At 63.6% G+C, this 22,161-nt stretch carries 27 protein-coding genes; 3 read left to right on the top strand and 24 right to left on the bottom strand.

Annotated elements, in window-relative coordinates:
* Window position 1: 1 nt before the first annotated feature.
* The 7 genes from ACTOWK_RS07230 to ACTOWK_RS07200 are packed head-to-tail and all read right to left on the bottom strand — an operon-like array spanning window position 2 to window position 4,851.
* Window positions 2–616, bottom strand: a complete 615-nt coding sequence (locus ACTOWK_RS07230) for a hypothetical protein (protein WP_441329503.1) — start codon at window positions 614–616, stop codon at window positions 2–4.
* Between the two features lie 10 nt (window positions 617–626).
* On the bottom strand, window positions 627–821 hold the full coding sequence (locus ACTOWK_RS07225; protein ID WP_441329502.1) for a hypothetical protein: 195 nt from the start codon (window positions 819–821) through the stop codon (window positions 627–629).
* The gene (locus ACTOWK_RS07220) at window positions 818–2,143 is read right to left on the bottom strand and encodes a hypothetical protein (RefSeq protein ID WP_441329501.1); all 1,326 of its coding nucleotides are present in this window, start codon (window positions 2,141–2,143) and stop codon (window positions 818–820) included. Before ACTOWK_RS07220 ends, ACTOWK_RS07225 begins: the two co-directional genes overlap by 4 nt.
* Window positions 2,144–2,151: 8 nt before the next feature.
* Complete coding sequence (locus ACTOWK_RS07215; RefSeq protein ID WP_441329500.1) at window positions 2,152–2,820, bottom strand: phage adaptor protein; 669 nt, start codon at window positions 2,818–2,820, stop codon at window positions 2,152–2,154.
* 21 nt (window positions 2,821–2,841) lie between these two features.
* Window positions 2,842–3,240, bottom strand: a complete 399-nt coding sequence (locus tag ACTOWK_RS07210) for a hypothetical protein (RefSeq protein WP_441329499.1) — start codon at window positions 3,238–3,240, stop codon at window positions 2,842–2,844.
* A 56-nt stretch (window positions 3,241–3,296) separates the two neighbouring features.
* Window positions 3,297–3,692, bottom strand: coding sequence for a hypothetical protein (locus ACTOWK_RS07205; protein WP_441329498.1), 396 nt, complete (start codon window positions 3,690–3,692; stop codon window positions 3,297–3,299).
* A 43-nt stretch (window positions 3,693–3,735) separates the two neighbouring features.
* On the bottom strand, window positions 3,736–4,851 hold the full coding sequence (locus ACTOWK_RS07200; protein WP_441329497.1) for a phage capsid family protein: 1,116 nt from the start codon (window positions 4,849–4,851) through the stop codon (window positions 3,736–3,738).
* 302 nt (window positions 4,852–5,153) lie between these two features.
* On the opposite strand from ACTOWK_RS07200, the gene ACTOWK_RS07195 reads away from it, so the two are divergent.
* Window positions 5,154–6,536, top strand: a complete 1,383-nt coding sequence (locus ACTOWK_RS07195; protein WP_441329496.1) for an RNA-binding domain-containing protein — start codon at window positions 5,154–5,156, stop codon at window positions 6,534–6,536.
* 33 nt (window positions 6,537–6,569) lie between these two features.
* Here ACTOWK_RS07195 and ACTOWK_RS07190 read toward each other — a convergent pair whose 3' ends face one another.
* From ACTOWK_RS07190 to ACTOWK_RS07115, 16 genes are all read right to left on the bottom strand, one after another.
* Window positions 6,570–7,526 (bottom strand): hypothetical protein, encoded by a 957-nt coding sequence (locus tag ACTOWK_RS07190; protein ID WP_441329495.1) that lies wholly within the window; start codon window positions 7,524–7,526, stop codon window positions 6,570–6,572.
* A gap of 13 nt (window positions 7,527–7,539) precedes the next feature.
* Window positions 7,540–9,618 (bottom strand): portal protein, encoded by a 2,079-nt coding sequence (locus tag ACTOWK_RS07185; RefSeq protein ID WP_441329494.1) that lies wholly within the window; start codon window positions 9,616–9,618, stop codon window positions 7,540–7,542.
* Between the two features lie 9 nt (window positions 9,619–9,627).
* Window positions 9,628–11,070, bottom strand: a complete 1,443-nt coding sequence (locus ACTOWK_RS07180) for a terminase large subunit domain-containing protein (RefSeq protein WP_441329493.1) — start codon at window positions 11,068–11,070, stop codon at window positions 9,628–9,630.
* Window positions 11,071–11,130: 60 nt separating this feature from the next.
* Window positions 11,131–11,847, bottom strand: a complete 717-nt coding sequence (locus tag ACTOWK_RS07175; protein ID WP_441329492.1) for a terminase small subunit — start codon at window positions 11,845–11,847, stop codon at window positions 11,131–11,133.
* A 12-nt stretch (window positions 11,848–11,859) separates the two neighbouring features.
* A complete protein-coding gene (locus ACTOWK_RS07170) occupies window positions 11,860–12,675 on the bottom strand; it encodes a hypothetical protein (protein ID WP_441329491.1) in 816 nt (271 codons plus the stop codon).
* A 23-nt stretch (window positions 12,676–12,698) separates the two neighbouring features.
* On the bottom strand, window positions 12,699–13,001 hold the full coding sequence (locus ACTOWK_RS07165; protein WP_441329490.1) for a hypothetical protein: 303 nt from the start codon (window positions 12,999–13,001) through the stop codon (window positions 12,699–12,701).
* Window positions 12,998–13,405 carry a hypothetical protein gene (locus ACTOWK_RS07160; protein WP_441329489.1) on the bottom strand — a complete coding sequence of 136 codons (408 nt, stop codon included), beginning with the start codon at window positions 13,403–13,405 and terminating at the stop codon, window positions 12,998–13,000. The genes ACTOWK_RS07165 and ACTOWK_RS07160 overlap by 4 nt, the downstream gene beginning before the upstream one ends.
* 49 nt (window positions 13,406–13,454) lie before the next feature.
* On the bottom strand, window positions 13,455–13,841 hold the full coding sequence (locus ACTOWK_RS07155) for a hypothetical protein (protein WP_441329488.1): 387 nt from the start codon (window positions 13,839–13,841) through the stop codon (window positions 13,455–13,457).
* 1 nt (window position 13,842) lies between these two features.
* Complete coding sequence (locus ACTOWK_RS07150; RefSeq protein ID WP_441329487.1) at window positions 13,843–14,217, bottom strand: hypothetical protein; 375 nt, start codon at window positions 14,215–14,217, stop codon at window positions 13,843–13,845.
* A complete protein-coding gene (locus ACTOWK_RS07145) occupies window positions 14,214–14,645 on the bottom strand; it encodes a hypothetical protein (protein WP_441329486.1) in 432 nt (143 codons plus the stop codon). Before ACTOWK_RS07145 ends, ACTOWK_RS07150 begins: the two co-directional genes overlap by 4 nt.
* Complete coding sequence (locus tag ACTOWK_RS07140; protein WP_441329485.1) at window positions 14,642–15,169, bottom strand: hypothetical protein; 528 nt, start codon at window positions 15,167–15,169, stop codon at window positions 14,642–14,644. The genes ACTOWK_RS07145 and ACTOWK_RS07140 overlap by 4 nt, the downstream gene beginning before the upstream one ends.
* A gap of 705 nt (window positions 15,170–15,874) precedes the next feature.
* A complete protein-coding gene (locus ACTOWK_RS07135) occupies window positions 15,875–16,816 on the bottom strand; it encodes a replication protein RepA (protein WP_441329484.1) in 942 nt (313 codons plus the stop codon).
* A 113-nt stretch (window positions 16,817–16,929) separates the two neighbouring features.
* Window positions 16,930–17,829 carry a hypothetical protein gene (locus tag ACTOWK_RS07130; protein WP_441329483.1) on the bottom strand — a complete coding sequence of 300 codons (900 nt, stop codon included), beginning with the start codon at window positions 17,827–17,829 and terminating at the stop codon, window positions 16,930–16,932.
* 14 nt (window positions 17,830–17,843) lie between these two features.
* Window positions 17,844–18,104, bottom strand: a complete 261-nt coding sequence (locus ACTOWK_RS07125; protein WP_441329482.1) for a hypothetical protein — start codon at window positions 18,102–18,104, stop codon at window positions 17,844–17,846.
* A 548-nt stretch (window positions 18,105–18,652) separates the two neighbouring features.
* Window positions 18,653–18,910: a hypothetical protein gene (locus ACTOWK_RS07120; protein ID WP_441329481.1), complete on the bottom strand. Its 258-nt coding sequence runs from the start codon at window positions 18,908–18,910 to the stop codon at window positions 18,653–18,655.
* A gap of 322 nt (window positions 18,911–19,232) precedes the next feature.
* Window positions 19,233–19,496, bottom strand: coding sequence for a hypothetical protein (locus ACTOWK_RS07115; protein WP_441329480.1), 264 nt, complete (start codon window positions 19,494–19,496; stop codon window positions 19,233–19,235).
* 79 nt (window positions 19,497–19,575) lie between these two features.
* Here ACTOWK_RS07115 and ACTOWK_RS07110 point away from each other — a divergent pair, with 79 nt between their 5' ends.
* Both ACTOWK_RS07110 and ACTOWK_RS07105 read left to right on the top strand, forming a co-directional pair.
* A complete protein-coding gene (locus ACTOWK_RS07110; protein ID WP_441329479.1) occupies window positions 19,576–20,043 on the top strand; it encodes a helix-turn-helix domain-containing protein in 468 nt (155 codons plus the stop codon).
* A 61-nt stretch (window positions 20,044–20,104) separates the two neighbouring features.
* Window positions 20,105–20,542 (top strand): helix-turn-helix transcriptional regulator, encoded by a 438-nt coding sequence (locus tag ACTOWK_RS07105; protein WP_441329478.1) that lies wholly within the window; start codon window positions 20,105–20,107, stop codon window positions 20,540–20,542.
* Between the two features lie 50 nt (window positions 20,543–20,592).
* On the opposite strand, the gene ACTOWK_RS07100 is transcribed toward ACTOWK_RS07105, so the two are convergent.
* Window positions 20,593–21,873 (bottom strand): tyrosine-type recombinase/integrase, encoded by a 1,281-nt coding sequence (locus tag ACTOWK_RS07100; RefSeq protein ID WP_441329477.1) that lies wholly within the window; start codon window positions 21,871–21,873, stop codon window positions 20,593–20,595.
* Window positions 21,874–22,161: the final 288 nt, after the last annotated feature.

The raw sequence follows: 22,161 nt of genomic DNA, 5'->3' as shown, positions 1-22,161 counted from the left end.
GTCAGCCGGCGTCGGTGGCGGTGAAGACGTACTCGATGCCGAGCTGATCGCCGCCGGTCATGTTGAGCCGGGGGTGATCGAAGCGCACCGCGGCCATGCCGATGCCGGTCGTGGTCCCCTTCGCCGACGATGAGACGATCAAGCAGCCATAGAGGTTGTACGGCCCGCCTGCCGCCAGCGTAATGCGGGCCTCGTTGCCGGTGTTGCCCGTACTCTGCGCCGTCGCCAAGCGCGGGATCACCAGGGCGGGACGCGTGGTGGCCGTGTACGCCGTGAACTCGTCGGCCACGACCGGAAACTGCGCGGCGGTCAGGGTCGGATCGGGGGCGTAGTTGCCTTTGAAGGGAGCCAGATACCACTGCGTGATCTGCGCATAGCCGCCTGTGGGCGGGAAGCCCACATTCAGCAGATGGTTCAACCCCTCGTTGAGCAAGGTATTTGCGTCGATCGCCACCGTCTGCTGATGGCCGTCGCGGAAGTCGCGCACTTTCATCGCGCCACCGACGAACACGCCCATGCGCGTCAACAGCACGCCATCGTCGCTGCGGTGATAACGGTGTTGCCGAAGCTCGCGCGCGATTTCGTCGGCGTGGGTGCGCCAAAGGTCTTGGGTCATCGAAGTTCCTTCACCACTTGCCTTCGGGGCAACGCGCGCCGAACAGCCGGGTCTTGAGTTGGAGAAAGCAGCCGCAGCGCGCGCAACTCGCGGTCGGCAGCGTGCTGCCGCCGGGAAGCGCTACGGCATGGGTCTGGAAGTGCGGACAGGCGCGACAGACCGCCAAGCGCGCCTGGACGGTATCGGCGGGAGCGAAAGGCTTCATGGGTCGTCGTGTCGGTAGACGCGGGTGATCGCGCGATCCCGCAAGGCCAAGGCCTGCGGCTGCGCGTCGCGCAAGGTGGCGATGAGCTGTTGTTTGCCTCCGTGGTCGCGGTACAGCAGTGCGCCGCGCGCGGCGGCGTCGAGTAAGGCATCAGGGCCGCCCTCCCTCGGCTGCGGCGTGTGCACCTGGCCGCCCGGTAGCCCGACGCAGACGCGGCCGTTACGGGCGATCCACACCGGCAACGGCGCTTTGGTCGGCAGGTTCCAGACTTCTCCAGAGAGGCGGATCAATGCGCCGGGGATCGCTCCGACCGGATAGGCGATGACCTGCCGCCACTCGGTTGGGGAACTGCCGGCCAGGAAGTACGTGCGTTTCGCGTCCGCGACAAATAACCCCGCACCGTCGCCGCCATCGGCAACGGGCGCGATCAGATCGACCCGACCGGCGAAGCCGACCCGGTCGCGTCCCGGGTGGGTGAGCCCGTAGCGCAGCGGCGGCGAGAACCACACCTCGGCGCCGCGCGCGACGAACTGGCGACCGTTGTGGACACACACGCCTTGACCCGCCGGTAGCGGGCGAAGGTGCAAGGTCTCCAGTACGCGCCCGCTCGCGGGCTCACCGAGCACCAGGTCCGACACGCCCGTGGGAACCGTCGCGGCGACCCGGAACACGCCATCGGCGCCTGAGCTGAGGTAGACACGGATGCGCGGCACCCGCAGCGGATCGAGCGGCTGCGGCAGTTGCGACAACTGCAATCGGCTGTTCGCGGGCACCTCAACGGCGACCGCACTCGATGCCCCAGACTCGCGGCCCCGCGCATCCAGGAAGGTCATCGCCAGTTGGTAATGTCCCGCAACGAGCGCGCCGCCCGATTCCACCACGATGTGCGGTGCCCGGTCCGGCGTCGGACAGGCCCAAGGCATCGCATCCAGGTCCAGACCGATCAGCCCGGATTGAACGCCGTTGCTCCACAGCACCGCATCGTTCAAGCGCTCGTAGGCCACCGGCCAACCCGTCGCCAAACCCTCAACGAGCGGTTCGGTGCGCTCGTCCGGATGCAGCGCGGTCAGGGTGTCGTCGGTAACGAACAAACCCCACGGCCAGGCCGCGTCGCCCCAGGCGCTGTGCACCCGCGACCCCGGAACAGCGATGGTGTAGCCGTCTCGCCGCTGCGGCTTGCCGGCGACGTCAAAATCGACATTGCGGGCTTCGCGCACCGCCAGAGGTGCACCGTTCTCGGCGACCGGCAGCGCGGTCTCGGACGCGAGGTTGTTGACGCCCAGCGGCCAACCGGCCCGAGGGGCCAGTTCGTCGTCTTGCACCCCCACGGTCAGTAGCCGCCGTAGCGCGTGGTCGTCCGACGACGCTCGCGGTGGCGGCGCTGCACATCGGCCGTGGGGCGCTCGCCGAAGCGCCGGGTGAACTCACCCAAGGCGAGCGCCCCGCGCGACACATCCTCCAGTTCGCGGTCCTTGATCTGCAAGGCCCGATACATCATCCAGTCCACCAGCCCTTCGTGGTGCTTGCGGTCGATCTCGGGCTTGTCGTCGGCCTCTGCCAACGGGGACAACGGCGCGCGGTACACCGCCAATTGCAGGCGACCGGCGCGCCGCGGACGCGGCCACAGGTGCAACCGGCCCCGGCCGTCGTCCGCGAGCACGTCGGGGGTGCCGTTGCTGCCCATCGAACGCGAGCGCTCCCGAATCCAGTCCAGGCCCTTCAGTCGCAGGCGCACCAAGCCGGTCCCCTCGGCCCAGACCAGGTCGGCGGCATCCACGAACAGCACGCGAGGGTCCAGTCCGTAGACGCCGATCCCTGGCGTGATCCGGATGACCGTGGGGTCGCCCGGTTCATCGTCGAACAACAGACGAGCGCGGACACAAGCCTCGCGCTCGCCTTCGGTCGCCCAGCTCGCGAACGTCGGATCGCTGATTAGGTACGGCTCGATCTCGTCGTCCAGTCGCTCGCGCGCGACCGCAATCAGTTCGGCCAGATTCATCGCCCGAATTCCTTCGGCCGATCAGGACTCATCGGCGGCGTCGCCCGCGAGACTCGCGTCCACGAGGTCGTGCCATATCGCGTACACCACTTCCTTCTTCGCGCGGAAGCCGCACAGCGCGGCCACCACCTTGAGGTCGGGCATTCCATCGCCGGTCAGGTCGCCCGGCTGCTGCCGTTGCGCCAAGGTGATGAGCGCTTCGCGGATCAGATGCGGCTCGTCCAGCGGTCGGACCGCCGCATCGGAAGCACGCGGCACTATCGCCGCGCGCGTGCGGATCGTGCGCTGGTCGCACTCGCACCCGGCCGCGAGAGCTTCGGCATGAAACAACGGGGGCAACGGGGTCCACTCCGGGCCCACAAACGTGACATGGCCGGTCGTCAGCGCCAGTCTCGCGCCATCGGGGTGACGAAACTGCATCAGAATCTCCATTGGAAAGGGGTAGGAAAAGCAGCAGGTCGAGGGTCAGGCGAGGCCTAGCCGTAGACTTCATCGGCGACGCCCTTCACCACGTAGTGCACGACCAAGCTGCCGCGACCGGCGAATGCGGTCGTGCCGGCGGCGGTTCGGGTCACGCCCAGCGCTAACCCCTGCGGGTACGGTCCGCCGAGCACCGCGAACGGCGTGCGTCCGGCCGTCTTAAAGTCGGCGTTGTCCAAGAAGGACGCGGGCGCGGCGACCGTGCCGACATCGAGTACGTCGGCCGCGCCGGCATTGGACGGGGTTTCGACCAAGTTGAAGGCGTCGACGAGAATGGTCCCCATCGGCAGCTTGAGCGCCGGCACGAAACTACCCGAGGGCAGATCGGCAGCGGTGTAGTTGAAGACGCGCGCGCGCACGTACTGCACGCCCACGGTATCGGGCTTGCTCATCGGGGTTCCTTAGAAAAATGGCCGTCCGAAGACGGCCGGAAGGTCAGATCGCGTGATCGATCGCCATCACGCTGAAGTCCTCGACGCTGCCGCCGTCGTAGGACGAGGGGAACTGCGGCTTCGACCAGCCGCCCATCTTGTTGATCGACACGCCGTAGCGGTTGTTGTAGTCCTCGTACTCTTCTTCCCAGCCGGGCACGCCCAGGTCGGCCAGGGCCAAGGCCTGTGCGCCGAGAACGAGGGTGCGCGATCCGTTGACGTTGCCGCCACCCCACTTCAGACCCGCCGCGGCGCCGAGCGTGTTGTAGACACGCGCGTAGGGGTGAATGACCAGGCCGTTCATCGTCACGATGGCGCCCGTGAAGATCTTGTTAGCCTCGCCACGCACGTCGGCGTTGACGATGGTGCTGCGGAAGTCCGCGTTGCGATACCAACGCGCCATCGTGTTTTCGTGCGCCAGGACGACGTAGTAGTCCTTGCCCGCCAAGCGCAGCGGCGTGATGCGCTTCGTTGCGGCGCGCGCCTTGATCTCCGGCAACATGTCGTAGACCGGGATGTCCGCCGGCTCGATGGCCGACGTATCGCCGGGCACCAACCCCTCCACGGCATCCCAACGGAAGTGCCGGTTCGCACTCGGCGGTCGAACGTCGTTCGCGTACTCCAGGTCGGTCCAGGGGTCTTGGCCTTCCGGCGTGACCCGAGGACTGCCATCGGTGTTGAAGGCGTAGCTGATCCCGGAGGCGGTCAGGATCGCCTGGTCCTCCCAGGTGTCGGCCAGCCACAACGCCATCGCCTTGCGGGTCGGGCGTCGGAACTGGATCACCGACTTCTGATCGGCCAGTCGGCCCTTGTTCTTGATGCCGTTGCGCAGTTGGTCGAAGTTGACCCGCTGCCAGTGCGAATCGAGCGTGCGCTCGCGGCCCTGGAGCTGGTTGTCACCGACCACACCGCCGCCGGTGATGCGGGGAATCAGGGGGAAGTAGGCACCGACCTCACCCTTGCTATTTTTGGTCAGTTCGGTGATGTGCTCGATGATGGCCTCGGAGCCTTGGCCCAGCATCTTGGTGAAGAAAAACTTCTCGACGTACTCCTCGTACGCCTTATGGCCCCAGGCCAGCTTCTGCTGGGGCTGTTGCCGGCCGAAATCGGTAACGGACACGGGGAATCCTCCCTGGCGGGATACGGTTCAAGTCATGGGCGTGACCTCTGTCGCGGGTCGAAGCGGAAGCGCAGCCAGAACGGGACTGCGGGCCGGGGTTGCCCTACCAGGGGCGCGTGGGGTATCGCAGCACGCGCACTGCGGAAGCGCTGTTCTCAGCGAGCGAGCCACGCCCGAAGTCGTGCCGGGCGGCGGCGAGTGTAGTCAGTTCGTTACAATCGGCTGCCAAGGAGGAACAACCAATGCGACTAGGGAGCAGGGTCAGTATCGGCGGCCTGTACTACGCAGGCACGGAAACCGCCGTGGGCGGTCAACAGGCCGATCTATTCAATTCCACCGATCTGGTCGCCACGGGCGACATGGGTGACGGATCGCTCGTACGCGCGTATCAAATCAGCGTCAGCGAACTGCGCCAACGACTCGAAGCCCTGGGCTATTCATTGGATCGAGTGCGCGCGGACATCAATGCGACGATCCGACGAGGCTACGCCTACCTTCAGGTAGACGATCCGCCAGAGCGAAAGGCCTTCCTCGACTACGGCAGTACCGTGACCGTGAAGCAACTCATCGCCCTGGTACGCGAGTGGAAGAACGACGACAGCCACTTCTGGGAGTTCAGCTCAAGCAACGCGCCTGCGGTACTTTTGGAGTTCATGCGAGGCGGTATCCGCACGGAAATGTGGCCGAACGTCCACGACGGGGTCGACGGCTATCACTTCGAGCGGTTGATCTGTGAGGTACACGACGACAGCGACATTTTCGAGATTGATTTCACTGACCTGGTCCATCGCGGCCATGTCAAGCCCGACCAGCGTCCGTTGCAGGACAACTACGACCACTTGCTCTCGCAAGTGAGCCCCCGCGCGCTGCGCTTGGGGCAGCGACTGTCCGAGGAAGAATCGGACGTCCTGGAGTTCAAGGGGATTGAGTCCGCGAATCCGTGTCGGGCCATTGGCGATGGGCTCAGCAAGTACATCATCGGCTACTTGAACCACAAAGGCGGACGCATCCTCTACGGGGTCACCGACGACGGCATCGTCCAGGGCGTCGCACTGAGCCGCTCCCATCGCGATGAGTTGTCGAGACGCGTAAATGCCGTCTGCGCGAACGTTACTCCCCGGTTCTCGATGGATGCCATCAACTTGGAGTTTCGGCCCATCATCAACCTTGGCAAGGAATTGCCCGACACGTTCGTTATCGAGCTAGCGGTCTCGCCGGGAAAACCGAACGAAATGTACTTCCGGCAGGGCGACACTTGGGTCCGGAGCGGCACCGAGACCCGCTCACTCAAGGGTCATGAGTTATTTGTTCACATCGCTCATCGATATAGCGCGACCGATGATTCGCTGAGGGCGTTTACCGAAAGCGTTCTGATTGCTACGGGGGAAATTGCGAGACTAAAGCAAGAGGGTGAGCGCTACGAAGGTGAACTCTCGAACAAGCATGCTGAAATGGAAGATATGCGGAGCGCGCTATCCGGGGTGTGGAAGCTGCTGAAGGAGACCGACATGATGTGTCCGAAGTGCGAAGCTGCCGTTAAAGAGCGACATCCGTTCTCTGAGGTACATGTCGTAGAGAACGGGAGCCTTTGCGAGATTGACTTCGAGGTTATCGACTACTACTGCGGGTATAAGGTTAGAACCGACCAAAGAGACCCTGTCTCGCCGTGCCTGAGTAACCCGTAATCGCCCGCGAGGACCGCTAGTCGGAGAGAACGATTAGAGAATGTCCTCGCCCAGCAAAGCCCGCTGCGTGCTCTCGGGGATCTTTTTGAAGTCCCCTGGCTTGATTTGGGACAGGTCGACCGTGAGGTCGCGACTGCCGGTCCCGGCCCCGCCCGCGACCTGGGGCGGCGCGGCCGACGCCGATGCCGCCGCGCGCGCCGCCGCCGCTTGCCGTGCCCGCAGCGCCGCCTGCGGGTCGGGGATGGCTTGGGGCTGTTCCGGCGTCGGCGCCAGCCAGCCGAAGGCCTCGAAAGCCTGCTCCTGCATCTTGGCGATCAGCTCATCGTCGTTGAGGCTTCCGTCGCCATCGGTATCCAACACCGCCAACAGGTCGGCCACGGCCTTCTTGCGAATAGGATTGGCCATGAAGGTGCTGTGCGCGGTCGCCCAGGCCCCGATCTTGTCGTTCCAACTGGCCTGTGCGGCTTGCTGGCGGGACGCAATGCGGTCGGATTGAACGACATGGCGGGCCTCCTCGACGGTCAAGGCGTGGCCCAGCTCGCCGTACTTGATCGTCAACGCGTCGCGCTGGTCGTGATACTCGTCGGCATCGAGGTCGCCTTCGTCCCACTTCTTCTTCAGCACGGCGGTCTCGGCCTCCCACAGCGCTCTGATCTGGCCGCGCTCGGCACCAAAGTCCCGATCCTGCACCCCAGCCGGGACGGCCGTATCGCGCGCGTCCCGCTCGCGAAGCTGGCGTTCCAACTCCGAGACCCGGTTGAGCACTTCGTCCAACCGCGGCTTCGGGATCATCGGGACCGCGCTGCGCGCGGCGGCGGGGACGGATTCGTCCGATTCGCTCGAATCCGGCGATGTGGACGCCGTTGCCTCGCCGTCGAGGATGGCGTCGTCGCCATCGTCGGCGAAAGCGTCGGGGTCGGCAGCGCGCAGGGCCTCGCGCTGGTCGTCGGTCAGGTGAAGGGAGTTCGAGAGTGGCAGGTCGATGGCCATAGGTATCCGGCGGTTAAGGCGTGGCGGTAAGCCCGGCCCTCAACCCCGTTCCGGGGTTGTCGGGCGTCAGGGGATAGGTGTTCTCGGGGTGCGCGGGTATGGCAGGCAGGCCGCCGGGAGGTGCGTTGGGCACGATGGGCGGCGCGTCCTGGTCTTGGAACCCGCCCGAGCGCAGCAACGCATCGGCGATTTCCGCCGTCTGCGGGATGGTCGAGATGATCTCGGCCGTGCGCAACGCGCTGAACTGCGCTTCGATGGCGGCGCCTACGGCCTTGTTCTGGGCCAGGCGTGCCTGCGCGTGCTTGAGCGCGGCTTCGGCCTCGGCGACCGGGTCGGCTTTGCCCTCGGCTTCGCGCAAGGCGTCGGCGATCTCGGACTTATTGGCCAAGGTGGAGGCCTTGACGATCAGGTGGTGCGGAATGGGGACGCCCATCTCCTTGACCATCGTGCGCAACTGCTCGAACTGGCTGTTGTCGAAGGTGACGGTGTACGGCTGTTCGGTGACGGTGACGTCGTATTCGCCCAACGTTAGATCATTGAGAATCGTGCCGTCGTCTTGCGGCATGTTGAGTTGTAGCGGCACACGCCGATCGACGCCGAACTCATCGGGCTCGCTGATGCGCAGGATGCGGGGACCGCCCATGAATCGCTGCACCAACTTGCACATGCGGGTCGAGACCAGCTTGCGCGTCCTCCCCAGGTTGTCGAGCGTGACGCCCAGCGCCTGCTGCGCGGCGTACTGACGGGCCTGGATCGCGACGCCGCTCATGTCCGCGCCACCTTGCCCACTCAAGCTCTCGTTGATCGCGGTCACGGCCTGCATGTGCCCGGCCGCGAACTCGATCATCTTCTCGATGCCGGTCGGGGGCTGGTTCGGCTCGATCTTCTGAAAAGGCTGAGTTTGGGGCTTGCGCAGGAGGACGAGCCCGGTCTGAGCGCCGGTCTCCGTGAACTCCGCGTCGCTCATGTTCGCCAGCGCGTCGGCTTCGCCCTGCCAGCCGCCATTGGCGCTGGCATTGACGATGTGCGCGTACTGGCTGATAAATTTGTTGAGGATGTCTTGGACGTTGACGGCGTTGTCGAGCATCCCGATGGTTCGGCCGCGCCTGAAGTACGGGAAGTACGGAACGACCGTGATGTGCTCGTAGGGACTGATCTGGTCGTAGAGACAGACCTCCGGCGCACAGACCTGCCAGCGCACCCGGCGCATCCGTCGCTTGGTCACATACACGCCTTGGTCGATCAACCAGCCCAGATGCTCGCGCGGGAGCCCCTCGACGATGCGCAGATCGCCGGTCGGCCAGCGCGCGACCAAGGTCGGGTGATACTCATTGCTCTGGCGGTCGACAATCCGATAACGGCGCCAAGGCCCTTCCGTACCGAAGTAGCCCACGCTCATCGCGTAACTCGGCGGCATCGAGGCAAAGCCCTCGCGACGTACGCCGACGTCGGTCCACCAGTTGTCGGTATCGCAGTAGCTTCGGGACGAGCCGACGATTTCGTCGGCCGCTGCTTTGCCGTAGTGCTGCTCGATCTCGAATCCGGTCAGCCAGCGGGTCGTCGTGCAATCGGCCCAGGTGTCAGGGTCGTAGCCCTTGGCGTCGGCGTCGGGCAGGACATCCAGCGGATCGAGCGTGATGATCCGCGGCTCGCCTTCCTCGTTGTCCGAATAGTCCATTCGGATATCGAGGAAGCCGCGCTGCTGGATCAGGCCATCGGTGAAGCAGTCGGTTTCGGCGTAGCGGTACTCGGTGTTCTCCAGCGAGTGCTTGACGACCTTGGACAGCACCTTGGCCTGTGCTTCGTCCGCACGCCCGCCCTTGGGCTGGTACGCAATGTCGACACGGTTCTGGATCTGATAGCCGGCGGCGGCGTTGATGGCTTGTAGACAGACATTGACTTCATGCGCCGGCCGTCCGCTCTCTTCCACTGCGCGACGGTCCTGCGCTCGCCACTGCCGTCCGCCACCGAGGTAGTAGTCCTCCAGGCGACGGGCGTGGTGCATGTACGCTTCGTGGCCCCGCGTGCGCAATTCGTCCAGGCGCCAGAACACCTCGCGAGCAACATCGCGATGGCGGGTCGTGTAGGTCATTCGGTCGAATCAGGCGGTCATGTGATTGCGGCGCGCGCTGCGGGCGGCTAGGGCCAGCTTTCGCCGCCATTCGGCCGATCCGGCGGTCACGGCCATCTGGGCGCCGTCGTAGCCCTGCGCGAACTGGCGGAAGGCATCGGCGTAGTTGGAGTGGCTGTCGTGCACAGGTTCGTCAGCGAAGGCACTGATGATCTTGCTGTAGCGTTTGCGGTACGCCGCCAGCGATGCCAATCCGTCCGCGCACTCGGTTTCATCGATCCAGCACGACGCCATCGCCGCTCGGGTCTGTTGAATGCCGACGATCAGCTTGTGCACGCGCGGGACGATGCGGAACTCATGCCCCGGCATCGACTCACGCAGCAACTGGATCATCGTCTTGCCGGTCTGACCCGAGTGGTGCGCCCCATCGTGGGGCAGGTAATGGGTGCCGTAGACGTAGCCGTGCTGCTGTTGCAGCTCCTGCAGCTCTTTGACGTAGTGGTCAATGCCGTAGCCGCTGTTCTGGTAGCTGCGAATGAAGCGATGGGTCAGTCCGACCTGCTGGTGGAACCAAATCGAGTTGAAGTCGCTGAAGCCCAAGTCCCAGAAGGTGTTGACTGGCACCCCAGGCACATGCGGCACCTTGCCGACGCGCTGCTGCGCGCGCATCGCCTGCAGCTCGCGGAAGTAGAAGGCCCCCTCGACCCGGTTGCCGCGCCACAGCCCGAGAAGCAGCGCATCGCGCTCTTCGGGCGGGAGCCTCATCAAGGTTTCGCGATAACCCGTACCGCGCAGATGCTTGTTGTCGGCGAGCTTGGCGGGAATGAAAGCCCGATGGAACGCGCGCTTGACGTAGCGATAGCCGCCTTGGCCGTCCTCTTCCTCGAAATCCAGCACATCCGGGATTCGGGTCGGCCCGCCCGCTTCCTCGATGGCGAAGCGTTGCATCACCCAAAGCTGGCCGACGCCGTCCGGGTTCGTCGTCGCGCGCATGTAGCGCGGCAGATCGCGAGCGGTCGTGCGATTGCGCGACATCAGGTAGAGGTAGCAAACCGGCGTCGCCCAGAGCGTCAGCTCATCGAAGCCGATGACGTTCCAGGCGCGACCGCGATACTTGAAGCGGTCGTTGTCGTGGTTGAGGTAGCCGAACTCGACCATCGCTCCCCACGGGGTGCGCCAACGATGCTCGTTCTTGTCGTAGGTGGCGCCCTCGATGAAGGCCGGATACAGCTCATGCGAGCGGTCGATCAGGTCTTTCAGCTCGGGGTAGCTGCGTCGAAACAGGATGGCCCGGTGCTGGGGATGCTGCGGGCCGCCGTGCGCCAGTGCCCACGCGTCGATCAGCAGCGCTTCGGACTTGCCGCCTCCGACGGCGCCGCCGTAGAGCACCTCGTAGTCGGCCGACGCCAGGAACTCCGACTGCTTGGGCGTCGGCTGCCACACCACCTCCTCGCCGGTCGGGGTGATGTCCATAGGGAAGGTGGTTCACTGTGTCGCTCGCCCGCCGAGCCCCAACCCGGCGCAGATCGGACCTCAGGTGGTGCGTTCGTCGGTCTCCGGTGAAGCCGGTGCGGCTGTTCTCCCTGCGCCAGGCCGAGTCAAACGAAAGTTGGTCGGTTGAGTCGGAAGCACCTCCGGTAGCGGTAGAACCTGGGTCGCTGCGGCGCCCAGCACGTCCTGGCCGATCTGCTTGGCCGGCACCACCACGACACCGACCCGGTGGGTGTGGGTCACGGCCTTCTTCTTTTCGGGGAAGGCGTTGAGTAGCTTCAAGGCCGTATTGATCGCCCCGAGCTTGTCGGCGAACTTGAACTTGTGAATCTCGCCGACCTTGGTGCGGTCGCTGCCGCTGCCCTCGTACAAATCGGCCACGTCCACCGACGAGATGAATTTGCCGGCAGACTCCGGCCAGGCGCTCGGGGGCTTCAGCGCTCCGGACTCCGGATCGAACAGTTGCGTGGGATCGGCGTGCACCAGGGCCGCCAGTTCGCGCATGACACCTTCGACAGTGAGGTGGGCGGCCTCAAGGGTGGTGCCGACCAACCAGTCCACGACTGTCTTCACGTCCGGGCGCTGCGCCAACCCGCTGCTCTGCGCCTTGGCTGCTTTCGCCGAGTAGCCTGCGATCACCGCCGCCTGCACCAAGCTCGGTGCGGTCGGAACCGCGAGCGCAAAGGCGGCTTGCTTCGCCGACAGTCGACGATAGGCCGCGCGCACCGCTTCCGGCGCGGCGGATAGGGACTCATTCATTGACTGGCCCTGTTAGACGCCGCATTGACCGTCGCATTCGTCTTCCCACAAATTCAGCTTGCCCTTGTCGGCCGGAGTCGAGAAGTCGACAGCGTCCAGCGGAATCAACGAGGCGTGCACGTAGCTTTCGCCCACCAAACGGCCGTATCCGGGCGTACGGATGGCGTGATCGATCGCCACCGCCCGAGCGAAGTCCGCGGGATCGTCGTCGCGCAGCCGCCGCCATTCGCGATCACTGCGGAAGGGGCAAGGGTAGCAAGCTGACTTGGGAGGTTCTGGAAAGCCGTGTCGGCGCATCCATTGCAGGCAATCCCAGCGCGTCAACCGTCGTTCGACTAGCGGGTAGACATTAGTCTGCCAACGATCTCGCGCGATCTTCATGCGCCCGGCCTCATCCAGGCTGATTCCCATGATCATTTCGACCTGGTGGTCAGAAGGCACGCGGCTTCCCGGTCCGACTCCCAGCAACGTGCGCACATGGCGGCGTATCGGATCGATCTTGTAATCACCCGTACATTGCCGACGCAGCATTCCCCGTGAGCCATCCGGGTTTCGGACGAAGAAGGGAGGTCGAGCGTTGTTGATTCTCTCGCCCCTCGAGGTCGCGAGGATTTCGTCTCCCAGGTTCCCTGCCGACACAGTGGTTACGGGAAACGGTAATTGCCGCTTGAGCCAATCCAGGTGGCGATAGACCGAAGCCGGCTCGACCTGGGTGTCTGCGAAGACCGCCACCTCCGGCGGCTCAATCTGTCCTCGGGCCATCATCAGAGCAATGGCTGTCGATTGCACCCCGGCGCCTAGGCTGAGTACGCGCAACGTCTTCGTCATTCGATGTAGGTATTGATGGGCGTCTAGAGCGCAATGACGCTTTGCTTGTCCAGGCGCCGCAGACACTGCTCACACGCTTGGCGGTGGAGTTCACAACGCCGCAGCTTCTCGGCCAGAACGGGGATCACGGTCTCGCCCAGCGCATCGAAGCCGGCAGGGTCATCCGGGGCCGATTCCCAACGCACGCCCGTATCGCCCTGCGGCCCGATGCAGGGGGCGAGGCAGCGGGTATCACAGAGCGCCGGGAAGGCCCCGGCGCGCGGTGCAGCGGCGCAACCGGCGAGTACGATCGCCAGCGCGGCCACCACGGGACGTGCTTTGTTCAAGTGACTAAACGCGCCAGGATGCTGCGCAGACGCCGATTCACCTCGCGCTGCCGCTTGAGCCGATCCTGAAGGTCCGCGTGCAACGGCGAGAGCGAGGGTGGCGATAGCGTCGGGCTAACGCCGACACCCGTTGCCTCGCGCGTCAGGACCGGCGCCAGGCGCTTGGCCAAGCTGTCCAGCAGGCTCTGGGTCTCCAGTTGTTCGTCACCCAGTGCGACACAGGTTACGACCAACGGTGCCGACGGCGACGTTGCTGCCGCTGCCACCGCCGACATCGGTTGCGCGCCCTCCACCGACGCCGCTTCCGTCTTGTCGGTCGGCGCAATCGTGGGGGATGGAATCCATTCGGGCGGCCTGCCGGCACCGCTATCGAACCGGCTGGCACTCGGATGAAACGTCAGCATGAGAAAGCGGGTCTCAATTAGAGGGGGAACGCCATTTCGTCGCATCACATCACTCTCTTTTCGTGGACTCGGACGGTCCGAGCCCTTCGTTAACGGCTTGAATTCGATCTGCACCCGGCGCGCATGGCGCAGGCAGTGGAGTCAGCGAAGCGGCACGGCGATAGACGACACGCGTGGTGCGCCCTCGTTCGACCAGGGCGTCCATTTCCGCCAGCAATGCGGCGCTATCGCGGGTCGCCTGGGTCGCCATGTCATTGACGGCGACCAGGGCGGCCCCCAAGGCGCGGTTCTCGGTCCGCAGCGGCGCCGTCACCGCGCGCTTCCACTGCCAAACGTTGAGGGCCACGCTGCCCAGTAGCAGGGCCAGCACAATCAGCGCCCGGTGCCGCACCGCGGCTCCCAGGACGCCCGTAAAGAAGAGGCTGGCCGTAGGCACGTCACAGTCCTCCGGTGCGGATATGCATCCAGCGCGCGCGCAAGCGGCGCCACTGGACCCGCCTTCGGATCACGCTCCGTCCCATGGTCGCGAGGGCCGCTCGCGCCTGGGCGGCCCAGCCGAAGCGCTGCTCGTACAGACCGGCCGCGACCCAGGCGCCGCCGATCTTGGCGACCAGCCCCCAGGCCATTGCCGCGCCCGTGTCGGCGACCGGCAGGAACGCCAGCGCCACCACGCCGACCGCAAGAAGCAGCAGACCCGTATTGAATCCAACCGAGCCCGCGCTGTTTCCGCGACCACCCAGCAAGAAAGCACCACAGACCCAAGCCAAGACCGAGCTGGCGAGAACGTCGACGACGGACAGGATCGCGATCACTGCGGACCCCCTTGACCATCTCGATCACCGCCCCGCGTCCAGAACGTCAGGAACGCGTCGGTGGCTTGATCCAGCTTCGGCGGCAGCCAAACCCGAAGCACGCGCCACAGCAGCGCCAGCAAGCCCGCACCGGCCTCAACGGGAATCTCGTCCACGCCGAAGCGATGAAGCGGCGTCAGTCGCCCGATGATGACGAACAGCCAACCGCCGATGAGAGCGTCGGAGACGATGCCCAGCAAACGAACCGGGATCTGGGTGTGCGCGATGGGAGGACGGGCGACGTAACTCAGCGCTGCGCCAATGAGCGCGGCCAGCAGCGCCTCCAACGGAATGCCCAAGACCAGCAACGTCGCGCCCGTCGCCGCGCCCGATGCCGCCGCGACCTGACTCGTCAACGCCGACACGGTCTGCGTGGAGGCACTGCTCATGCCACGGCCTCCAGTGCGAGGCGCCAAGCCTCGGTGAAGCGCTTCGCGCATTTCGCCCGGCCCTTGGCGGTACGCGCCGCGCCCGGTCGCCAATTGCGCAGGTAGTACGCGAACGCCGCCGCTTCCGCACTGAGATGCGCATACGGGAGCGGCGAAGGATCGGTGCGCAGCAGCAGGCGCGCGAACTGGCAGGCGAACAGATCGTCCACCTCGACGCGGCGGTGTACAGCGCCGGCACTGGCGTGTATCCCGGCCTGCCGGCACAGCGCCTGGGCCTGTGCGTGCGTCTCCGGGTGTTGCAGGACGCCGCTCGCGCCAGCGACCTCGAACTGCCACAGGCCGCGCGCGGGACCGGGCTTCAGCGGCGTGCCCTGGCGGCGCGTCGCCAGTTGGGTTTCTTGGATCGCGATGGCGACCAGCAGCACGATCGCATCGCGGGTCGACCACGACGCAGGGAATCGCGCCAGGGCGGGCACGATGACTTCCCGCACCAACGCGGTCGGGAGAGCGGGTAGACGCAGCATGGGGAAATCCTGGGCAATGCGCCGCGCTCGGCCTTCCGCGTTGAGCGGAAGGGCCTGTGTCGGCGAGATCGGGGGAAGGCGCGGAGGGCCGAAAGACGAAGCCCCCGGCCGGGGGAGTGGCCGAGGGCTTCAGGATCAGTCCCGACTAGGGGGAAGGACTGATCGCGCTGGGTTGCGGGGGGAGGTAGGGACAACCCAGCGTCGCAAATCCTAGCGGACGGGGGTGCGCTAGGTCAAATGTTTTTAACCTTGAGCCAAGCACGACTCGCTTTCACCGCACGCACGACACGGAAAGTTCCTATCCCATGCCTACGTGCGGCCAACACCGACGCTGCGCGACGCCCAACATCGCCGTTGTCGCATCGACCCGAGTTATCCACAGAAATCGGCCAACAGCTACCAGAGAGATTTATAAATCAAAAGCTATTGGAGATAACTACAGGTTTTAGGGGAGTCCTAATTACGCGCAAACATGGGGGCCAGATTCTACGCAACAGGGGGTCCGGATTCCGTGTGGATAACTCGCCATTTCCACAGGCTTATCCACATTTTCAACATTCGATCACTACGGTTTTCAAACGTTTTTTCAGGGCAAAACGCCTCCTGTTCCGCACAACTCGTCGTGCAGAAGGAGGCCAGATTCCGCGCACGCTTTGACCACAACCTCATCGGAATGAGGTTGGAGTCAGTGGCGGGAATTTCGGGTTAAATGAAGTTGGTTAGAACTTTTGGTGGCACGGGAGGGGGCGACGGAATCAGCTTGAAGCCGCCGAAGACACGTTCAACTTTGGCTTGCGGATAGACGGTCAAAACGTCCTTGAGGCTTTTGACGAAGTTGCGTTTGAACGCCTTGTTGTTGGAATACTCTTGAGCGAACTGATGTCGTGCGTTGGCCCAGTACAGCGTCGTGGGACGCTCCAAGCGATGCAGCCGTTGAGCTAACCAGGCATAGATGTCCAGTGACAGCGCACTGTCCTGAATCCCCCGCAGCGCGCGCGCATCGAGCGGTACAGCAGACTCTCGAATACTGGCGGCGAACTCCTGGGTGAGGGTGATCGAACCTGGCCACGGAACGCAGCGTCCATGTACTGCATCCTCCTCGGGCCGCATATCGAAAGCGGAGATCCAGCGATCCGTTGGCTTGGCCTTACGGGCTCCGGTCGGCAACAGATAGCCGATGGTCAGACGACAGGACGCCAGGGCCAGGGCATGTTGTTTGAAGGCCGTCATACCGCCGTTGGCTCCGCCGCTGGCGTCAACAAACAGTTCGTTGGTGAGGAAGTCACGCATACTCCCGCCCAACGTGATCGTGCGGTTGTCGGTACGCAGGTAGCTGCGAATCAGATGCAGCAGCAGGAGGCGCGGCTTGGTCCCATACGGCAAGCCGGGTTTGATGTAGGTTTCTCCGTTCCACAGCTCGCCGGCTTCGAGTCGGATAACTGCGCTGCCACTTTGTCGCTGAAAGGCATCGCCCTCAGGCCTGGAACGTGGCAATCCGACTTTGCAGAAAGCCGAGTGCAGGAACGCCACTTGGTCGCCAGCCGGATCGGTCGCGCGGATGACTGCCGCTAGCTCCGTGAGCTTGCTGGCCTTTCGCGACAGTTTGGTGGTCTTGGCTGCCGCGCGCGCGGACGACAGGTAGGCCATTCGCGCGGCTAATCCATCTTCGCGGACGGCTCCTTTCTGACGATTGTCTGCAGCCGACTCGGATGAGCCCGGCATCGGCCCCTTCGGGCGCCGGGGGAGGTGTTTAGGCAACGTCATGACCCTTCCATAGCGTGATCCGATTCGATATGGCGCAGCAGCAGGATGGCACCGCGATACTCAAGCTCTCGCAGCAACGCTAATGCGCCTTCGTGGTAGGTGTTGAGGTGGTTACGGAACGGGTGCTCGCCGATGACGAGCTGCTGGGCTCGCCGCTTCTTCGACCAGGGCAACACCCCCTGCCCAATGCAGTGGTCGCAGCTGCGCATGTCGGCCATTGCCTGCGCGCTGCCCAAACCGGTTAGCACGAGCCGCTCCCCGCCGCCCTGGCAGACCGTGCAGTGGTTTGGATGGCGGTACTCTTCGATCACCGCGCGCGCCCAGGCCGCAAGGAAGTCCGGAGTCAGCACCCGGCCGGCCAGCTTGTCGTCGATCGCCGCGACGAACGCATTGGCGTCAGCGAGCGGCGGATGTGGCACCTGGCCTTTCGTCCACGCCCGCAAGCCCCGGACCAGTTCGTCGTCGAGTCGCGCCCGATCTCGGCTCACCCGAGCAGCCAGTCGCGTACCGAGCATGTCGGCCAAGCGTCGAAAGGCAGCCGTTTCGGACGGGCGTTCGATAGGCATCTGTTCGACCACCTCCTCGCTGGACGGCGGCGTGTTCTGCGCCGCACGGACGCCCGAACGAATGACGCGGGGGCGCCAATGCGTGACGGCGCGATGGCCAACGACCGTCAACGGCCCTTCAAATTGTCCCGGCCACCACCGCAAGCACAGCACCTGAATGGCAAATCGATGGCCAGGGCTGTTTCGGCCAGCCGCGCCTAGGGCGCCGGCAATGTCGAGTGCGGTCTCCTGTTGCGGCGCGGTACTCCGTGCGCCGCTGAAGGGTTCGGACATGCCCCTAGGGTGCAACCGCGCCAGCATCTTGGCGATGTTGCGGCGGCGGGTCGGCATGGCTCTATGCATGCTCATTCGATGCGCTCCCGCCCGTAGATACGACTGAACTCCGGATCGAATTCGCATCCGTGCTTCATGAAACGCGCAGGTATGGGCTTTCCGCACAGCGCGCGTCCCCACGCCTCGGTTTCCCGATCCCGGCGGGTGCAGCAGAAGCAACCGCCGCAGGCTTTCACTCGTTGCACCAGTTCGCGCCCCTGCCGGCGCATCGCCGCTCGTTCCGGCCGGCTCAAAAACACTGCTGCGCCGACCGCAACAGACTCCTTGCTCATATCGCGTCTCCTTGGCTCGATCCATCATGTTTAAAATATTTAACCTTGAGGGCACCAAAAAAACGGCACTACTTGTCCGTCCAAGTAGGCCGTTATGGCATCGCGTGCTTCAATCCAGTCATAGGCAACTACGGTGGCGTACCCGTTCGATCGTACGAAGTGGCCGAACTCAACCTGGTGCGGGGAGAGGCCGCCCCGAGACCTACGACGCTCTCCCGGTTCTTTCAACTCAGTCCAGAGCCCTGCATACGCTTGACCCTCGGCACCATGACGCGGCAGCGGTAACAGGTAGTCCCAAACACCTCGGCGTACACCTTGGCGTTTAAGCTCGGCGCCGGTACGTGCAGATCGCGCGCCACCGTTCGGCACATGCAGGAGGTAACGCAATGCGGGGCGGCACGCAGCGGCGCAATCTGCCCAACTCACCAGCGCGCGGCCGTGTTGCCCTTCGATGTCGCGGCGCCGGGCACGTATCCCGCCCGGGGTCGGAGTTCGCACCCCGCGAGTTGAGGTGGTGCGACGGGAAGCCGAGTAGCGGCGCACTGACCTCATTTGCTCCGCTCCAAGACCAAACGAGATTCCGCTGAGCGCAATGCCGTTGCCAGTACCTCTATCGATGTTTCTTCATCAAAGATGCAGACGAATCCAGCCGATGCGACGCTCGATGCGTAGTCCTTATGGCGGCTGTTGAACGCAATGACTTGGCCCAGTTGATCCAAGGTCAGTACGTGCGGCGGTTCATTCAAGCCGCGCTTCGACCGCAGCATGTCGTGTGCGAGATACGCTGCCGAGAGCCAGACGTTCATGAGGCCAATCGGCCTTTCGACAAGGGGGGAACCACGTTGCGTGGATGTGCTTCTACTTTCTGTGTCCTTCACTGTTACAACTCCAATCGGTCCTAGTCTTCTTATTTTTCTTCCTTCCCCATCCCCTCGATGAGCTTCGGTGATTCCCCCCGCCGCCGTCTATGTATTCAGTTTTCCTTCGTTGTGAATGCATTAAGCAGTGCGACACGTTTGCAATCTGCACGCGAGTAGAAAGCACATTCAATGCAGTGTGAGCACGAGTACTCCGCGTGGCTGGCGCATCGTAGTGATCGAAACTAAAATGGGATGGAGGTCACGTTATTTAGGTCGCAGCGTCCGGGTTGCGCATCTGGCTATTGCGCACCTCGCGAGCGCTCAGTCCGGTGCTCGCGTCCACCAAGTCATCCCGTAGATCGGCGTAGTGCTCAAGCAACTCACGGGCACGAAGCTCGGGGATGTACTCACCCCACATCGTCGGCGCCTGGCGCGTCAGGGGATGCCCCAGGATCGGCACGAAGGCGCGGGCGACACCCGCATAGGTTCTGAATCGCCTCAGTACATCGGCTTTTCGCAACAGTATTGGCATTTGGGCTGGCAGGGATTAGGTTAAGCTGGCTTGTCATTAGGTATAGTTCCTTTAACCTTAATATCATCACTGGCGGAAAATGAACAGACGTCACTTGCGTACAGTCGCTGTCCTCGATCCCCAAACGCTTGGGCAGCGCATACGCTTCGCGCGTACCGAGAACAACCTGACTCAGGAAGACTTGGCCGCCGGCATCGGCAAGTTGACCAGGAGCAGCAAGATCAACAAGTCACTCATAAGCATCTGGGAGAAAGGCGGGGTATCCAGCCCAACCCATGCGAACCTCATGGCAGTTCAGTCGATTACGGGGTTCTCGGCCAAGTGGCTTGCTACAGGCGTAGGTGAGCGAAAGATGAGGCTCACCTCAACTGACTTGAACGTGGAGCGGCTCACCCAGGTGCTCAAGGCATTGAACCCCGAAGCGCCAAACCCCAGGGGCGAAGCTCTCGCCATCTCGGTCTTGTACAAGATCCTCACCGACAACCCTGACACCCCGGCCGCTACGCTGGATCAGGTCGCCGGAGCCCTCCCTAGAGACCTCAACTGACATCCCTTGACCTGACTGGGTTCGGCCCCTATGGTTAAACATATTTAACCCTGGGCTGTTCATGGATTACCAACTGATCCGCGCGAAGACCGTGGTGGAGCGAACCGGCCTGGGCCGGAGCACGCTGTACGCCCGATGCCAAGCCGGCACCTTGCCTGCTCCCGTCCCGCTGGGGCGTTCGACGCCTGGGTGGGTCGAAAGCGAAATTCAGGGCTGGATTGACGACTGCATCGAGCAGCGCAATCGCATCTACGGCCCGAGTCCCTTTGCTAGTACCGAGCCGGCCAGCTTCCTCCGACTCAAGGCGGTGGTCGCACGGACGGGCCTGAGCCGGAGCACCCTGTACGCCCTCGGGCGTGACGGGCACTTTCCTCGGCAGGTCGACCTTGGCGGCGGCGTGTCGGCCTGGGTCAAGGGGGAAGTCCAGGCATGGATTCGTTCCCGGATCGATTTGCGCAGCCAACGATCATCGGCGGGCGCGGAGCGGTTGCAAAGCTAACCCCTCAAAACGGCGAGTCGCCCCAGGAGGCGACCCGCCCGACACTCCGCTCAGGCCGCCAGCAACAATGCCCCGCTCGCATTGCCAGTCAGAACGCTGAGCTGTTGGCCGCGCGCGAGCCTATCGATCTGATTAGCCCAGGTCATCATGATCTGAGTGCGCTTCGCCAAATATCGCGCCTGGTTGTAGGCGTCGTCGCTGGCGTGGGCCAACTGCATGTCGATGTGCTCGGGGCGGAAGCCCATCTCGTTCAACAGCGTCGAAGCAGTCGTCCGGAAAGCGTGGCCGCTCAGACTGTTCCGCTCGTATCCGATCCGCCGAAGAACATAGTTCACCCCGTCTGCACCCATTGGCATGCGGGAGTCTTTGTTGTGCGGGAACAAGTACTCCGTGTGCCCGGTCAGCCCGTACAACTCGGTCAACAGTTCAATCGCCTGCGGCGGCAACGGCACCAAGTGCGTTCGTCGCATCTTCATGCGTTCTGGCGCGATGATCCACAATGACGTTTTCAACGCCGGCAGAATTTCGGTCCACCGCGTGTTGCGCAACTCGTTAGTGCGAACAAAGAGCAGCAACAGCAGGCGCACCGCAATCACGCGAGCACGAGGCTGCTTTGCCGTCTGCAATCGCCCGATAAGTTGAGTAATGCCTTCGGGGCGAAGTGGCGTCTTATGCGCGGTCTTGGCACGCTTACGCTTGCCGCGCTGACGCATCACAAACGACGGATCGTAATCCGCTCGACCGGACGATATGGCTGCGAAGAAGACCTGTGAAATGATCTGACGAACGACATCGGCTGCCGTTGGTGCGCCGCGCTTTACAACAGCATCTACTGTCGCGACGACGTCGACCGTCTTGATCGATCGCATCGACATAGCACCCAGTCGCGGGAGCACATCATTGTCCAGGTAGGTACGCATCCGAGCCTCGTAGACCGACGACCAGCCGACCTTGGCCTTCTTCTTGCCTTCTGCCGGAATCGAGCGCTTGCTCTCGTACCACTCCTCCGCAAGAGCCCTGAACGTATCTTGGTTGGCATCAATGACTTGCTGACGCGTGCGTGCACGTTCGTGCGCGGGGTGGTGCCCAAGCTTCACCAGCGCGCGGGCACGCATATGTTCCTCGCGCGCTTGCTGGAGCGACATCACCGGGTACGTACCCAATGCGTACAGATTCTGTTTGTTATCGATGCGATAGGCGTATCGCCAGTACTTCTTTCCGTTCGGGCGAGTTTCGAGAAACAGTCCGCCGCTATCGGAAATTCGATACGCCTTCGCCTGCGGTTTTGCTTGCCTGATCCGCAGATCAGTCAACTGGGCCTTCGCCTGCATCCTTCCGTATCCTTGGCTCGTTTGATACCAGCAACTATACCAACAGATTCGTCGGCTGCTGCAAGGTGCGCCAGCTCGATGCAAGACACGAAATCCCTTAATTAAAGGTACTTTCGCGTAAAGCACGGACACGGCTGGACGATGCGAGACACGCAAAATATAGATTCGCTGTTTTCCGATAAGACAAGGATGTCTTATCGGAAAATCCCCGCGGGCGCACCGAACTCGCAGGGGAGCTTCGTCAAGGAAGGCCTTTTCTTTGGTTAGCTTTCTTTTGGGCCAGCAAAA

This window comes from Lysobacter sp. CA196 (genome assembly GCF_052078695.1).
Lineage (GTDB): Bacteria > Pseudomonadota > Gammaproteobacteria > Xanthomonadales > Xanthomonadaceae > Lysobacter.
The sequence above is the reverse complement of the archived record's forward strand: the minus strand, read 5'-3'. Positions and strand labels throughout refer to the sequence as shown.

What these genes read in the sequence shown, in the direction of transcription:
- ACTOWK_RS07190 (WP_441329495.1), bottom strand. Translation starts at nt 7,526, where the DNA reads ATGGCCATCGACCTGCCACTCTCGAACTCCCTTCACCTGACCGACGAC.
- ACTOWK_RS07140 (WP_441329485.1), bottom strand. Translation starts at nt 15,169, where the DNA reads ATGCTGCGTCTACCCGCTCTCCCGACCGCGTTGGTGCGGGAAGTCATC.
- ACTOWK_RS07125 (WP_441329482.1), bottom strand. Translation starts at nt 18,104, where the DNA reads ATGAGCAAGGAGTCTGTTGCGGTCGGCGCAGCAGTGTTTTTGAGCCGG.
- ACTOWK_RS07130 (WP_441329483.1), bottom strand. Translation starts at nt 17,829, where the DNA reads ATGCCGACCCGCCGCCGCAACATCGCCAAGATGCTGGCGCGGTTGCAC.
- ACTOWK_RS07160 (WP_441329489.1), bottom strand. Translation starts at nt 13,405, where the DNA reads ATGCTGACGTTTCATCCGAGTGCCAGCCGGTTCGATAGCGGTGCCGGC.
- ACTOWK_RS07180 (WP_441329493.1), bottom strand. Translation starts at nt 11,070, where the DNA reads ATGGACATCACCCCGACCGGCGAGGAGGTGGTGTGGCAGCCGACGCCC.
- ACTOWK_RS07170 (WP_441329491.1), bottom strand. Translation starts at nt 12,675, where the DNA reads ATGACGAAGACGTTGCGCGTACTCAGCCTAGGCGCCGGGGTGCAATCG.
- ACTOWK_RS07215 (WP_441329500.1), bottom strand. Translation starts at nt 2,820, where the DNA reads ATGAATCTGGCCGAACTGATTGCGGTCGCGCGCGAGCGACTGGACGAC.
- ACTOWK_RS07210 (WP_441329499.1), bottom strand. Translation starts at nt 3,240, where the DNA reads ATGCAGTTTCGTCACCCCGATGGCGCGAGACTGGCGCTGACGACCGGC.
- ACTOWK_RS07135 (WP_441329484.1), bottom strand. Translation starts at nt 16,816, where the DNA reads ATGGCCTACCTGTCGTCCGCGCGCGCGGCAGCCAAGACCACCAAACTG.
- ACTOWK_RS07110 (WP_441329479.1), top strand. Translation starts at nt 19,576, where the DNA reads ATGAACAGACGTCACTTGCGTACAGTCGCTGTCCTCGATCCCCAAACG.
- ACTOWK_RS07185 (WP_441329494.1), bottom strand. Translation starts at nt 9,618, where the DNA reads ATGACCTACACGACCCGCCATCGCGATGTTGCTCGCGAGGTGTTCTGG.
- ACTOWK_RS07205 (WP_441329498.1), bottom strand. Translation starts at nt 3,692, where the DNA reads ATGAGCAAGCCCGATACCGTGGGCGTGCAGTACGTGCGCGCGCGCGTC.
- ACTOWK_RS07120 (WP_441329481.1), bottom strand. Translation starts at nt 18,910, where the DNA reads ATGAACGTCTGGCTCTCGGCAGCGTATCTCGCACACGACATGCTGCGG.
- ACTOWK_RS07100 (WP_441329477.1), bottom strand. Translation starts at nt 21,873, where the DNA reads ATGCAGGCGAAGGCCCAGTTGACTGATCTGCGGATCAGGCAAGCAAAA.
- ACTOWK_RS07225 (WP_441329502.1), bottom strand. Translation starts at nt 821, where the DNA reads ATGAAGCCTTTCGCTCCCGCCGATACCGTCCAGGCGCGCTTGGCGGTC.
- ACTOWK_RS07145 (WP_441329486.1), bottom strand. Translation starts at nt 14,645, where the DNA reads ATGAGCAGTGCCTCCACGCAGACCGTGTCGGCGTTGACGAGTCAGGTC.
- ACTOWK_RS07175 (WP_441329492.1), bottom strand. Translation starts at nt 11,847, where the DNA reads ATGAATGAGTCCCTATCCGCCGCGCCGGAAGCGGTGCGCGCGGCCTAT.
- ACTOWK_RS07115 (WP_441329480.1), bottom strand. Translation starts at nt 19,496, where the DNA reads ATGCCAATACTGTTGCGAAAAGCCGATGTACTGAGGCGATTCAGAACC.
- ACTOWK_RS07230 (WP_441329503.1), bottom strand. Translation starts at nt 616, where the DNA reads ATGACCCAAGACCTTTGGCGCACCCACGCCGACGAAATCGCGCGCGAG.
- ACTOWK_RS07105 (WP_441329478.1), top strand. Translation starts at nt 20,105, where the DNA reads ATGGATTACCAACTGATCCGCGCGAAGACCGTGGTGGAGCGAACCGGC.